We start from the raw sequence: 13,755 nt of genomic DNA, 5'->3' as shown, positions 1-13,755 counted from the left end.
TGATGTGAGTACTGTACCGTCTAGTTCCAGCGACGGACAAGGAAGGGACTTCCCATGAGTGATCTTCAGAAGCAGGTGCAGGAAGCCGCCGACAGGCTCGTCGAGTCGGGCGAAGAGCGCGGGCTCCAGGTGGCCGCCTTCCGGGACGGCGTCCAGATCGTGGACGTGGTGGCCGGGGTGGCCGATCCGGAGACCGGCCGTCCGGTGACGCCCGACACGCCCTTCTACAACTTCTCGATCGGCAAGGGCGCCACCTCCGCCGTGGCCCACGTGCTGGTGGAGCGGGGGTTGTTCGGCTACGACACGCGGGTGGCCGAGCTGTGGCCCGAGTTCGCCCGGCACGGCAAGGAGGCCGTCACCGTACGGCACGTGCTCTCGCACACGGCGGGCGTGCCCGGCGTGCCGCTCGACACCACGCCCGAGGACGTCTGCGACTGGAAGACGATGGTCGCCGCGCTTGAGGACGCGGAGCTGTGGTGGGAGCCGGGCACCAAGATGGGCTACCACGCCTACACGTTCGGGTTCCTCGTCGGCGAGATCGTGCGGCGGGTCACCGGCAAGCCCATCTCGCAGGTGCTGCGGGAGGAGGTCGCGGGGCCGCTGGGCGTGGCCGACGAGCTGTACTTCGGGATGCCGGAGCGGGAGCACGCGCGGCTGGCCCGGCTGGAGGACGCGCCGATGGACCCGTCCGCGTGGGGCGAGATGCCGGCGGACCTGCCGATGTTCAAGGCCGCGCCGATGACGCTGATGCCCAACGCGGAGCTGGGCAGCCGGCCCGACTACCTGTCGGCCGACATCCCGGCCGGCGGCAAGACCTCGGCCAGGGCCGTCGCGCGGATGTACGCGGCGCTGCTGGGCGAGGTGGACGGCGTGCGGCTGATCGGCGAGGAGCGGCTCCGTGAGGTGACGGCCGTCGTGTCGAGCGGCATGGACGAGGTCTTCGGCATGCCGTCCGCGTGGGGCCTGGGCTTCAACATCGGCGCGCCCGGCAGGACGCCGGAGCAGTCGCCGACCGTGTTCGGGGTGGGCGGTGCCGGCGGCAGCACGGCGTGGGCCGACACGGCGACCGGCACCACGTTCGCGCTCACCAAGAACAGGCTCACCCACGACTTCGCGGCGGCCGAGCTGCTCGGCGGGCTCGTCGAGCGTGGCTGACCCGGCCTCCATGGCCGGCCCGGCCTTCGTGACTGGCCCGGCTTTCGTGACTGGCCCGGCCGCAGCCGTCTGGGAGGCGTGGCGGCCCGCCGGCCACGCCTCAGCCGTCGCGGCACAGCGGCGCCCCGCCGACCACACAGGCGATGTAGTCGAGCTCACAGCTCAGCAGGGTGCCGTCCATGCCGAGCACCAGCACCAGGTCACGCCGGTACGGGTGGGCCAGCACGACCCGGCCCACGACGCCGTTGTCCAAGATCACGGTAGGGCGGCCTGCCGCGTTGTCCATGCCCTCGTGACTCCTCTCCAGGTCCGGAACGAGGTCCGCGCCGGACCCGTCCCCACCAGGATGCACAGGCATTCCCCTCGATCGCATCGGTCATGCGGCGGTATTTCCGTACGCCAGGGGCAGGAGTCACCGCCCCCACGGCCGCCGGGGCGCTGAAGTCAGAGCTTGATGCCCTTGACGATGGTGGCGAGCTCGGGCACCAGGGGCTGGCTGACCATCACGGTGACGACGACGCCCTTGCGCTCCACCCAGCCGACGTACCGGCCGTGACCGAGCGCGCCGTCCCCCTCCTTCTTGAGCACCGTACGCCCGCCCAGCCGCACGGCCCCCTCCGTGTTGGTGAACGTGCCCAGGTCCACGGGCAGCTTCCTCAGCTGCGCCAGCTTGCTCGCCTTCGGCCAGCACACCACCCGCACCCACAGGGAACGGTGCGCGCGGTCGAGGTCGTCGCGGTTGTCGGACCAGGTGTAGCCGTACTCGGTGATGCCGTCGTGCTTCATCGCCGACACCGAGCCGTTGGTGAAGCCCTTCGGGAGGTGACGGACGCGCACGCCCCTGAGCGCCTTGGCGCCCTTGGGCGGTGTGTCGGTCTCCGTCCCCTTCAGTTCCGCCCTGGTCGGCGCCGGGCAGGCGGGGCCGGAGGAGGTGGCGGCCTGGGCCGGCAGGGCGATCAGGGCGGCGGCGACCGGCACCGTGGTGAGGGCCGCGAGCATGTGCGTGGTTCTCATGCCGGTGTTCGATGCGGTTGATGCGCCGAAAGTTCAGTACGACTTGAGAGCGATGTCCGTGGCGAACTTGTCGCCCATCTTCGTCATCAGACCCATCAGGAAGCTCGACCTGAACATCATGTTGCGCATGCGGATGCGCGCCGCCGTGGCGGGAGCGAGGAAGGGGCCGGCGTTGCCGTTCCTGGCGATCTTGGCGTACTGCTTGAACTGCCGCTCGTACTCGGCGAAGGCCGGGCGGTGATCGCCGTCCGCCGCCGCCAGCTCGCCGGCCAGCACGTACGCGCCCACCATCGCCAGGCCCGAGCCGAAGCCGCCCAGCGTGTTGCCGTAGCCCGCGTCGCCCAGCAGCGCCACCCGGCCCTGGCTGTAGCGGTCGATCCTGACCTGGCTGATCGAGTCGAGGTACACGCTGTCCGAGTGCCGCACCGCCGCCATGATCTGCGGCGTCCGCCAGCCCATGCCCCGGTACGCCCGCGCGAGGATCTCCTTCTGCTGCCCCGCGTCGTAGCGGTCGTAGCTCAGCGGCCCGGAGGCGAAGACGAAGAACGCCGGCGCCTTCGGCCCGCCGGTCGCCACCATCCTGCCGGGCTCGTTGTACAGCTGCGGCTTGCCGCCGAAGTCGCCGTCGATGTCCACCAGGGCGTAGTAGTAGCCGAGGTGCCGGACATAGTCCGACTCGGGGCCGAAGGTCAGCCGGCGCACGTTCGAGTGGATCCCGTCCGCGCCGACGACCAGGTCGTACGTGCGGGGGGTGGTGCGCTCGAAGGTGACCTGGACGCCGCCGGGGGTGTCGGTGAGGGAGGTGATCGAGTCGCCGAAGACATACTCGCAGTCGGCGGCGGTGCGGTCGTACAGGATCCTGGCCAGGTCGCCGCGCTTGATCTCCAGGGCGCCGCCGGTGAACTCGCCGGGCAGGATGGCCAGCTTGCGGCCGTTCGCGTCCACGATCTCCTGGTCGGTGCCACCGGTCTGGACGCGGCGCAGGTCGTCCAGGATGCCCATGCGGCGCAACACGGTGAGATGCGTCTCACCCTTGAAGTCCACCGCCTGGCCGCCGGGGCGCAGAGTGGGGGCCTTCTCCACGACGGTGACCTTGAAGCCGTAGCGGGTGAGCCAGTAGGCGAGGGCGGGGCCGCCGATGCTGGCGCCGGAGATGAGAACGTTTCGCATGATGGGGAGTTTGGCGGGGGGCGCTGACAGTGGGGCGACTGTCGGCTGACAACGGCGGATGCGGCTGTCAGGAGCAGAGGCACGGCCTTCGGCGAGGGCGACTTGCGGCGGGTCCGGCTGCGAGCGGGCCCGGCTGCGAGCGGGCGCGGCTGCTACCGGTCGATGGCGGCGCGCAGGGTTGTCAGCGCCTCCTCCCGGCTCATCGCCGCCCCCTTCGCGTACGCCGCCGCGAACGCCTCGGGCCCGAGCACGCGGGTGGCTCCCGCCGCCGTCGCGGCCACGTCGCGATCCCCGGCCACGGCCATGCCCCGCACCGCCGCCCCGATCCCGAGCAACACCGCCGCCCGCCGCGCACCCGCCTCCCGCCGCTTCGGAGCCCCCGAGCCGGGCCCCAGCTCCGGAGCGGCGGGCACCATGCTGTGGGTCGCTTGGAAGAGGGCGTGACCGGCCAGCCCCTCCGCGACCTCCGCCACGTCGCTGGCCAGCGGCGAGCCCAGCGCCCCCGCCAGCGCCTCGGCGTGCATCCGCCCGGCCTCCTCCGCATCCCCCCGGGCAGCGGCCAGCCGCCCCAGCGCGGTGAACACGCGCGACCTCGTCCCACCGGCGGTGAACGCGCCGGTCCCCGAGCCGGACAGCGCCGCGTCGAGCCGCCGCGCCGCCGCGGGCAGATCACCCTGGAGCCGCGAGATGTCCCCGAGCTGGAGCTGCACCCAGGCCATCAGCTCCGGCCGCCCCAGCCGCCGCTCCAGCTCGCCCGCCCGCTCGTTGTCGGCACGCGCGGCCTCGGCGTCGCCCGCCCGCCAGTGCGCGTTGCCCCGCCTGCTCAGCACGTCCGCCAGCTCGTCCAGCGCACCCAGCTCCGCGAACAGGGCGAGCGCCCGCTCCCACAGCTCCATCGCCCGCCGCCAGTCGCCCCGCCAGCTCGCGATGAGGGCCAGCCAGTCGAGCGCCTGCCCCATGCCCCACCGCTCGCCCAGCGCGCCGAAGTCGGCCAGCACCTGCTCCATCCGGGTCTCCGCCTCGGTGAGCAGCCCGTCGTGCAGCGTCATCAGCGCGACGCCGAGCCGGTCGAGCGCGCGGCTCCACGGATCGTTCCTGATCGCCCACCGCTTCCGCGCCGCCGGCAGCCCACCCTCGGGCGGGCCCGCGAGCATGCCCCACAGCGCCACCCCGAACTGGTAGCGCATCGGCCGGTCCAGCGCCCCGACGATCCGCTTCGCCCGCTCCCAGTGCGGCGAACCGGTGCCGGGCACGGCGTGCAGCACGGCCAGCACGTACTCCTCCGCCAGCCCGGCCGGCACCTCGGCCCCGGCGGCGTCGAGCAGCCGCTCCGCGTGCCGGACGGCCTGGCCGCGCCGCCCCGTCAGCCACCAGTACATGCCCAGCGTGCCCACCAGCCGCCACGCGGTCGGCCTGTCGTGCCGCACGCTCCAGCGCAGGGCCGATTGGAGGTTGGCGTTGTCGGCCGACAGCGAGGCCAGCCAGGTGAGCTGCTCGGCCCGGTAGAGGTGTTCGTGGGCGCGTCCGGCCAGGTCCAGGAACCAGGCGGCGTGGGCGCGCCGCAGCCGCTCCTCCTCACCCGCCTCCGCCAGCCGCTCCAGGCAGAACAGGCGGATCGTGTCGAGCATCTGGTACCGCTCGCCGTCGGTCTCGACCAACGACTTGTCCACCAGGTCGGCCAGCACGCCGGCCGGATCCTCCCCCTTGCCGTCGTCGTCGCGGCAGACGTGTTCGACCGCCTCCAGCGTCGCGCCGCCGGTGAACACCGACAAGCGTCTGGCCAGCGCCTGCTCCTCCGGCCCGAGCAGGCTCCAGCTCCACTCCACCACCGCGTGCAGGGTCTGGTGCCGGGCGGCGGCCGTGCGGTCGCCGCGCGAGAGCAGCCGGAACCGCCCGTGCTCGGCCAGCCGATCGGCGATCTCCGCCACCCCGAACGTCCGCACCCGCGCCGCCGCCAGCTCGATGGCCAGCGGCAGCCCGTCGAGCGCGGCGCAGATCCGCAGCACCGCCTCCAGGTTGTGCTCCCCGAGCGCGAACCCCTGCCGCACGGCCGCCGCCCGGTCGACGAACAACCGCACGGCCGGGTAGGCCAGCGGGTCGTCCGCGCCGGGCGGTGGGGTGGGCAGGGGCGAGAGGGGGACGAGGTGCTCGCCGGTGATGCCCAGCGGCTCCCTGCTGGTGGCCAGGACGGTCAGGCCGGGGCACTGGGCGAGCAGGCGGCGGGCGAGCGTGGCGGCCTCGCCGACGACGTGCTCGCAGTTGTCCAGGACGAGCAGCAGCTCCTGCCCGGCCAGCGCGGCCACGACCCGTTCGACGGGCTCCGGCCCACCGGCGGCCGGCCTGAGCGCGGGCTCCCGCAATCCGAGCGCCCCGAGCACCACCTGCACCACCTGCGCGCCGGTGCGCGTGTCTGTCGGGGCGTCCACGAGTGACAGGTCCACGAACGCCACCGGACCGGCAGCGGGCGCGACCCCACCGCCGTCATGCGACGGGACCACCGTGGCGGGCGGGTAGCGGGTGGCGGCCTCGATGGCCAGGCGGGTCTTGCCTGTGCCTCCCGGCCCCACGATCGTGACGAGCCGCGCCGCACGCAGGACGGCCAGCCGGGAGAGCTCCTCCTCCCGCCCCACGAAGCTGGTGAGCTGCGCGGGCAGCACCGCCCGTGCCGGACGCTCCGGCGACGACGACCCGCGCAGGATCTCCAGATGCAGGGCCGCCAGCTCGGGTGACGGGTCCGCGCCGAGCTCGTCGGCGAGCAGCCGCCGCCCTTCCTCGTACGCGGCCAGCGCCTCGGCCTGCCGCCCCGCCGCGTGCAGGGCCCGCATCAGCAGCCCGCGGGCGCGTTCGCGCAGCGGGTGGGCGGTGACCAGCTCGCGCAGCCCGGCCGAGGGCCCGGCGTCGGGCAGGGAGAGCTCGGCCTCGTGCAGGTCCTCGGTGGCGGCCAGCCGCAGCTCCTCCAGCCGCACCACCTGCGGCCCCGCGAACGGCGCGTCGGCCACGTCCGCGAAGGCAGGGCCGCGCCACAGCCTCAGCGCCGCCCGCAGCACGCGGGCCGCCTGCGCGTGCCGGCCTGCCGCGAGCAGCCCGCGTCCCTCGCGTGCCAGCCGTTCGAAGCGGTGCGCGTCCACGGCGTCGCGTTCGGCGGCCAGCCGGTAGCCCGTCCCGTGGGACTCGATCAGGCCGGCGGGCAGCTGCCGCCGCAGCCGTGAGACCTGGGCCTGCACGGCGTTGGCCGCACCGGACGGGGGCCGGTCGCCGTACTGGCCGTCGATGAGGCGTTCGAGGCTGACCAGGCGCCCCGCGTCCAGCAGCAGCATCGCCAGCAGCGCGCGCGGCCGGGGCCCGCCGACGGCGATCCCCTCGCCGTCGGCGCGACGGACCGCGAGCGGACCCAGGACGCCGAACTGCACGCCTCCGATTGTCCCCCACCTCACCTGGCGAAACGGAATTATCGGTATGCCTACCGATGCACATACGTATTTTCCCGCCGTCACCGAGGGCCTAGCGTCGGGCGGCACAAGGCGAAACGGTCCGCTCGCTTCCCGTCACCCCCCATCACCCCCCTTTCCCTGACACCACCGCGAACCCAGGCGATCCCGGGTTACGCGCGGGCCGCCGCGTGCCCACCAGCGCCCGGCGGCCCAGGGAAACCGCCGAAAGGAGCAAGACAGCCGTGAAACGCAAAGCCTTACTCGCCGCAGTCGTGGCCATCGCCACGACTGCGACCGTGGTGTCACCCGCGCACGCCGCGCCTCCAGGGGCGGCCAAGCAGGCCAGCGCGCAGGCGGCCGATCCCGCCTCGCTCGCGGCGGCGGTCGCCGACAAGGCCGTCTCCAGCCAGCTCGACGAGCTCACCAGGGGTCCGGACGAGGCGTACAGCAGGGTCTCGGTGACACCGGGCGCGAGCGACATGTACTACGTGGCGTACGAGCGCACGTACAAGGGCCTGCCCATGGTCGGCGGCGACGCCGTCGTGGTCACCGACGCGGCGGGGCACGTCAGGGACACGGTGGCGGCGTCCGGGCCGACCACGCGGGGCGTGCCGACCAGGGCCACGATCACCGCCGGCCAGGCCACCGAGGTGGCGCGGACGCGGCTGGACCGGGTGGACGACACGGGCGAGCCGCGCCTGGTCGTGCTGGCCTGGGGCGAGCGTCCCCGGCTCACCTGGGAGGCCGTGGTCAGCGGCGTCACAGGGGGGAAGCCGAGCATCCAGCACGTGTTCGTGGACGCGCGCACCGGGAAGATCGCCGACTCCTACGACCTCGTCCGCGCGGGCACCGGCAACGGCTACTACAACGGCCAGGTGACGATCGGCACGAGCGGCTCCGGCAGCTCGTACTCGATGACCGACACCACCAGGCCGGGCATCCAGTGCGGCGGGCAGAACGGCAGCGCCTACACCGGCACGGACGACGCGTGGGGCAACGGCTCCGGCACCAACCTGGAGACCGCGTGCGTGGACGCGCTCTACGGCGTGCAGCGCGAGTGGGAGATGCTGCGCGACTGGCTGGGCCGCAACGGCATCAACGGCAGTGGCCGCGGCTTCCCCGCCCGGGTGGGCCTGAACGAGGTCAATGCCTACTGGAACGGCAGCTACACCAACTTCGGCCACAACCAGGCCAACACCGCCCAGGCCACCCCCATCGACGTGGTGGCGCACGAGTACGGCCACGCGATCTTCCAGACCACCCCGGGCGGCGCCGGCTCCGGCAACGAGAACGGCGGCATCAACGAGGGCACCGGCGACATCTTCGGCGCGCTCACCGAGCACTACGCCAACAACCCCAACGACCCGCCGGACTACCTGGTCGGCGAGGAGGTCAACCTGGTCGGGCAGGGCCCGATCCGCAACATGTACAACCCGGGCGCGCTCGGCGACCCGAACTGCTGGTCCTCCTCGATCCCGAGCACCGAGGTGCACGCGGCGGCCGGCCCGCTGAACCACTGGTTCTACCTGCTGGCCGAGGGCAACAACCCGGGCGGCGGCAAGCCGTCCAGCCCGATCTGCTCCGGCGGCCCCTCGTCGGTCACCGGCATCGGCATCCAGAAGGCCGGCAAGATCTTCATGGGCGCCCTGTCCCGCAAGACCTCGACCTGGCGCTACACGAACGTCCGCGCCGCCTCCGTCGCGGCCGTCATCGAGCTGTACGGCGCGAGCAGCGTGGAGTGCAACACCACCAAGGCCGCCTGGAGCGCGGTCAGCGTGGCGGCGGCGTCGGGTGAGCCCGCCTGCGGCACCCCGGGCAACGACTTCTCGCTCACGCTCAACCCGTCCTCCGGCAGCGCGACGCCGGGGCAGCAGGTCACGGCCACGGTGAACACGCAGACCACGTCCGGCAGCGCGCAGACCGTGAGCCTGTCGGCCTCCGGCCTGCCGTCCGGCACCACGGCGACCTTCAGCCCCACGTCGGTGACCTCGGGCAACTCCGCGACGCTGACGTTGCGGACCGGCTCGGGCACGCCGCAGGGCACGTACCCGATCACCGTGACGGGCACGGGCACCACCTCGCACACCGCGACCTACACCCTCACCGTCGGCCAGGGGCCGAACCCCGGTGACCCGCCGGACATCAGCCTGACCAACGTCAAGGCGCACCTGGCGCAGTTCCAGTCGATCGCGACGAGCAACGGCGGCAACCGCAGGTCCACGGGCAACGGGTACCTGCAGTCGGTGTCGTACCTCGAGGACAGGCTGCGCGCGGCCGGCTACACCGTGGTCAGGCAGAGCTGCACCACCACCTACTGCAGCAGCGGCGCCGGCCCGAACCTGATCGCCGACTGGCCGGGCGGCGACGCGAACCAGGTCATCATGTCCGGCGCGCACCTCGACAGCGTGGCGGCCGGGCCCGGCATCAACGACAACGCCTCCGGCTCGGCGAACCTGCTGGAGGTCGCGCTGACCCTCGCGCAGCGCAACCCGACGCTGGCCAAGCACGTCAGGTTCGGCTGGTGGACGGATGAGGAGCAGGGGCTCAACGGGTCGGAGTACTACGTGGCCTCGCTCAGCGCCGCCGAGCGGCAGCGGATCCAGGTCTACTACAACTACGACATGACGGGCTCCACCAACGGCGGCTACTTCATCAACAACATCAACACCGCCGGGGCCGCGTACCTGAAGGAGTTCTACGACCGGCTGAGCCTGCAGCCCGAGGAGAACGTCGAGGGCGCCAACCGCTCCGACGACGCCTCCTTCCGCAACGCGGGCATCGCCAGCTCCGGCGTCGCGGCCGGCGCCAGCGCCACCAAGACCTCGGCGCAGGCCGCCAAGTGGGGCGGCACGGCCGGGCGCGCGTACGACCCCTGCTACCACGCCTCCTGCGACACCACCTCCAACATCAACGACACCGTCCTGGACCGGGCGGCGGACGCGGCCATGTACGCGGTCTGGAAGCAGGCGGTCGGCGGCACCCCGCCCACCCGTGACTTCTCGATCTCGGCGAACCCGGCGAGCGGCACCGTGCAGGCGGGCTCGGCGGCCACGTCCACCATCGGCACCAGCACCACGGCCGGCACCGCCCAGACCGTGAACCTGGCGGCCTCCGGCCTGCCGACCGGGGCCACGGCCACGTTCAACCCGGCCTCGGTCACCTCCGGCGGCTCTTCCACGCTGACGATCTCGACCGCGCCCACCACCCCGGCCGGCAGCTACACCGTCACGGTGACCGGCACGGGCGAGACGGCCACGCGGACGACGACGTACGCGCTGACCGTCCAGGGCACCTCGGGCGGCAGGACGTTCACCAACAACACCGACTATCCGATCTACGACTTCAGCAACACGCAGAGCTCGATCACCTCCACCGCGACGGGCACCGCGACCACGCCGGTCCGGCTGTCCATCACGATCAGCCACACCTGCGCCGAGGACCTCGACATCTGGCTGCGCGGGCCCAACGGCACCTGGTACGCCGTCGACCGGTACGGCGGCACGACCTGCACCCCGTACGGCACCAGGACGTTCTCCGTCCCGGTGAGCCAGCAGGCGGCGGGCGCCTGGGTGCTCGACATCGAGGACGTCTACTCGGGTGACACCGGGTACCTCGACTCGTGGAGCATCACCGTCTAGCCGCCCTCACGACTCGGGGGTGACGGGCCCCGGCCGGTCCTCCGGCCGGGGCTCTCTCACCTCCGCCCGCGTGCGCACGCCGAGCTTCTGCAGCACGCGGGCGACGTGCGTGTCCACCGTGCGCTGGGACAGGAACAGCACCTCGGCGATCTCCCTGTTCGTCCGGCCCAGCGCCACCAGCCTGGCCACCTCGCTCTCGCGCGGCGACAACACCCCGCCGGCCTTCCTGCTGCGGCGGGCCGGCGGGCGGTCGGGGCCCAGCTCGCGCAGGAGGCGGCGGCAGCGGGCGGCGTCGTGCGTGGCGCCCAGCGCGGCGTACCGCTCGGCGGCGTCCGCGATCAGGCCGGCGGCCCGCCCCCGAGGCGAGGCCCGCCCCCGGTCGATGGCCAGCTCCGGGTGCGAGGCCCGCTCTCGCTCAGCAGCGCGCTGCTCGCCAGCGCCGCCCGGCTCGCCAGCGCCGCTCCTCTCGCGCGTGGTGCGCTGCTCGTGCGTGGCGCGCTCCTCGTGGCCGGCCGCGGCGAGCCAGGCGCCCGCCTCCAGCTCGGCAGCGCGCGCCGCCGCGTACGGACGTGGCATCGCGAGGTACGCCGCCCGCGCCCGCCCGTAACACCGGGCAGCCTCCTCGAAGCCCCCCGCGTCACCGGCCAGCGACCCCTCGGCCAGGCAGAGCCCCGCGTGCGCGGACGGCGCGTTCCTGCCCGAGATGCCCGCCGCGAACTCGGCCACCAGCCCCGCCGCCGCCTGCGACCGCCCCGCCCGCAGCAGCGCGTGGACGGCCGCCGGGACGAGCTGATCGCCCCACACCCACACGCCCTTGCGCCGCAGCCGCGTCACCGCCAGGTCGGCCGCCGCGAGGGCGGGCTCCAGCGCGCCCCTGGTGAGGTGCAGCTCGACCAGCCCGCTCGACCCCGCCACGGCGACCGGCAGGAACCCCGAGTCCAGGTCCCGCACGCCGGCCGCCTCCAGGTGCTCGCCGGCCTCGTCCCACTCGCCCCTGGCCAGGCCGAGCACGCCGAGCGCGAGCCGGGCCTCGACGGCGAGCAGCGGCGCCTCGTACGTCATCTCGACGGCGGCCAGCGCCCGCTCGCGCAGGCCCTCCCAGCGGCCGGTCAGCAGGTCGAGCCGGATCGACGACATCTCGACCAGGAACGCCGGGTACAACGCGCCGGTCTCCTCGGCGACGCGCCTGCTCCGCTCCGCGAACCGCGCCGCCGCGGCGTAGTGGCCGAGGGCGAGCGCGGCGTCGTAGAGGTTGGAGTAGCCGCGCGCCACCTGGCGGCGTACGGCGGTGGACGGGTCGTTGGCCGGCAGCGTGCCCGCCAGCTCGAACGCGTCGGGGGAGCCGACGAGCATGGCCAGGCTCACCTTGTTGGCCTGGACGGCGGCGGTCAGCTCCGGGTCCTGGTCCTCCACGAGCAGCTTCTCCGCCTGCGCCATCCACTCCTCGTGCATGGCCAGCGGCTCGCCGCCCCACACGGGCATGGCCAGCAACGCCAGGCCGCGGGCGGCCAGGGAGGGGCTGTCGGCCAGGTCGGGCAGCGCGGCGAGGATCTCCTGGCGGCCCGCCGTGATGGCGCCCGCCTGGTTGGACAGCAGCACGCCCAGGTTCAGCCGGGCCTCGCCGCGTACCTGCGAGGACAGGAAGTCGTCGGACAGCAGGTGGCGCAGGATGCGGACGACGCGGCGGTGCGACAGGCCGATCGCGGCGACGCGGCTGAGCCGCAGCGCCAGCGGCCCGCGGGCCTGCCTGGGCAGCTTCGGGTCGGCGAGCAGCCCCTCCAGCAGCTCCACGGCCAGCGGGATGTCGCCGATGGCGGCGGCGTGGTCGGCGGCGGCGCTGCCGTGCCGCTGCCACGCGGCGAAGTCCCCGGCGCGGCGGGCGTGGTGGGCGAGCTGGACGAGGGGCGGCGGGTCGAGCGCCGCCAGCGCGGCCATGGCGCGGCGGTGCGTGAGCCGGCGGTCGGGGCCGGGGATGGCGTCGTAGACGGCCTGTTGGGCGAGGGCGTGCCGGAAGCCGTACAGGCCGTCGGGATGCTCCCGCAGCACCCCCGCCTGCAACGCCTCGCTCAACCCCGGCCCGCCGTGCGGTGCCTCGTGCGCCTCCGGACCACCGTGCGGTGCCTCGTGCGCCCCCGGCTCGCCGGGCGCGTGCGGCGCCTGGCTCAGGCCGGGCTGCGGTGCCGGTGTGCCCGCGACCGCGTTGATGAGCGGCTCCTCGGCGGGCAGGCCCATGACGGCGGCGGCGTGCACGACGCGCAGCGCGGCGGGCGACAGGCCGGTGAGCCGTTCGGCCATGGCCTCGCGCAGCAGCACCGGCACGCCCATCCGGTCGAGCGCCTCTGGCTCGGGCAGGCGGCCCTCGTCGTCGAGCAGCGACCGCACCACCTCCTCGATCACGAACGGCACCCCGGCCGTGCGATCGTGCAGCTTCGCGGCGAAGGCGGTGGTGAGCGCGGCGGGCCCGCCCACTCCGTCCGACGCGGCGGGCCCGCCCACTCCGTCCGACGCGGTGGGCCCGCCCACCCCGTCAGACGCGGCGGGCGTCCCCACCCCGTAAGCCGCGCCGGACGCGACGGTGGCCGAGCGGAGCAGCGCCCCGGCCAGCCTGCGCACCCCTTCCACATCGAGCGGCGTCAGCGAGATCACCTCGCTGCGCACCCCGGGCGCCCGCCGGTACGCGTGCCCGAACGGCAGCCCAGGCACCGGCAGCTCCTCCCGCCGGAACGTCACCACCAGCGCCAGCCCCTCGGGCGGCTGGTCGGTGAGGAAGCGCAGCAGGTCCCGGGTGCCGTCGTCGGCCCAGTGCAGGTCCTCGACCACCAGCACCACCGGCCCGGCCGCGCCCAGCAGCGCGTGCACGGCACGGAACAGATGGTGCCGCTCGGCCCGGGGATCGTCCATGGGCGGCGGGGACGGCGCGGGCGGCAGGTGCCCCGCCAGCTCGGGCAGGTAGCCGCGCAGCGCCCCGGTGACCGGGCTGAGCCGGTCGTGGCCGGGCAGGGCCGACGCGACGTGCCGCAGCGCGTCGAACACCGGCCCGTACGGGAACGGCTCGCGGATCTGGTGACAGTGGCCGATCAGCACCGTCCAGGCGGGCGGGGTGAGCGGCTCGATCGCGGCACGGACGAGGCTGGTCTTGCCGATCCCCGCCTCGCCCTGCACCTGGATGACGGCGGGCGGGCAGGTGACGGCGCCGATGAGTAATCGCAGCGGGGCGTCCCGCCCGACCAGCGCAGGAGAAGCCAGACTTGCCATCGGGGTCTCCGTAACAGTGGCAGGTTCTCTCCGTTCACCTCGCGAGTGTGCTGGCTTCTCACTGATTCGTCCATCACCTGTCGGAGCCGGAC

Annotated in this window: 7 protein-coding genes; 2 read left to right on the top strand and 5 right to left on the bottom strand. The window is 73.9% G+C overall.

Annotated features, from left to right (window positions below):
• Positions 1–54 precede the first annotated feature (54 nt).
• A complete protein-coding gene (locus tag LCN96_RS54280) occupies positions 55–1,155 on the top strand; it encodes a serine hydrolase domain-containing protein (RefSeq protein ID WP_225270195.1) in 1,101 nt (366 codons plus the stop codon).
• A gap of 100 nt (positions 1,156–1,255) precedes the next feature.
• On the opposite strand, the gene LCN96_RS54275 is transcribed toward LCN96_RS54280, so the two are convergent.
• The 4 genes from LCN96_RS54275 to LCN96_RS57040 all read right to left on the bottom strand — a co-directional run bounded on the left by LCN96_RS54275 (position 1,256) and on the right by LCN96_RS57040 (position 6,749).
• Entirely contained in the window at positions 1,256–1,441 is a 186-nt protein-coding gene (locus LCN96_RS54275) for a hypothetical protein (protein WP_225270194.1), read from the bottom strand.
• Positions 1,442–1,599: 158 nt separating this feature from the next.
• Positions 1,600–2,169, bottom strand: coding sequence for a hypothetical protein (locus LCN96_RS54270; protein ID WP_225270193.1), 570 nt, complete (start codon positions 2,167–2,169; stop codon positions 1,600–1,602).
• Between the two features lie 33 nt (positions 2,170–2,202).
• Positions 2,203–3,339, bottom strand: a complete 1,137-nt coding sequence (locus LCN96_RS54265; protein WP_225270192.1) for an FAD-dependent monooxygenase — start codon at positions 3,337–3,339, stop codon at positions 2,203–2,205.
• 152 nt (positions 3,340–3,491) lie between these two features.
• Positions 3,492–6,749 (bottom strand): BTAD domain-containing putative transcriptional regulator, encoded by a 3,258-nt coding sequence (locus LCN96_RS57040; protein WP_263657419.1) that lies wholly within the window; start codon positions 6,747–6,749, stop codon positions 3,492–3,494.
• A gap of 263 nt (positions 6,750–7,012) precedes the next feature.
• Between LCN96_RS57040 and LCN96_RS54250 the strand changes: the two genes are divergently transcribed.
• Entirely contained in the window at positions 7,013–10,408 is a 3,396-nt protein-coding gene (locus tag LCN96_RS54250) for a M28 family peptidase (protein ID WP_225270191.1), read from the top strand.
• 6 nt (positions 10,409–10,414) lie between these two features.
• On the opposite strand, the gene LCN96_RS54245 is transcribed toward LCN96_RS54250, so the two are convergent.
• Positions 10,415–13,663, bottom strand: a complete 3,249-nt coding sequence (locus LCN96_RS54245; RefSeq protein ID WP_225270190.1) for a helix-turn-helix transcriptional regulator — start codon at positions 13,661–13,663, stop codon at positions 10,415–10,417.
• Positions 13,664–13,755: the final 92 nt, after the last annotated feature.

Source organism: Nonomuraea gerenzanensis (assembly GCF_020215645.1).
GTDB lineage: Bacteria > Actinomycetota > Actinomycetes > Streptosporangiales > Streptosporangiaceae > Nonomuraea > Nonomuraea gerenzanensis.
Note: the sequence above shows the minus strand (reverse complement) of the source record. Positions and strands in the feature narration are given on the sequence as shown.

Coding starts and splice junctions, on each gene's coding strand:
- LCN96_RS54280 (WP_225270195.1), top strand. CDS start 55: ATGAGTGATCTTCAGAAGCAGGTGCAGGAAGCCGCCGACAGGCTCGTC.
- LCN96_RS54275 (WP_225270194.1), bottom strand. CDS start 1,441: ATGGACAACGCGGCAGGCCGCCCTACCGTGATCTTGGACAACGGCGTC.
- LCN96_RS54270 (WP_225270193.1), bottom strand. CDS start 2,169: ATGAGAACCACGCACATGCTCGCGGCCCTCACCACGGTGCCGGTCGCC.
- LCN96_RS54265 (WP_225270192.1), bottom strand. CDS start 3,339: ATGCGAAACGTTCTCATCTCCGGCGCCAGCATCGGCGGCCCCGCCCTC.
- LCN96_RS54245 (WP_225270190.1), bottom strand. CDS start 13,663: ATGGCAAGTCTGGCTTCTCCTGCGCTGGTCGGGCGGGACGCCCCGCTG.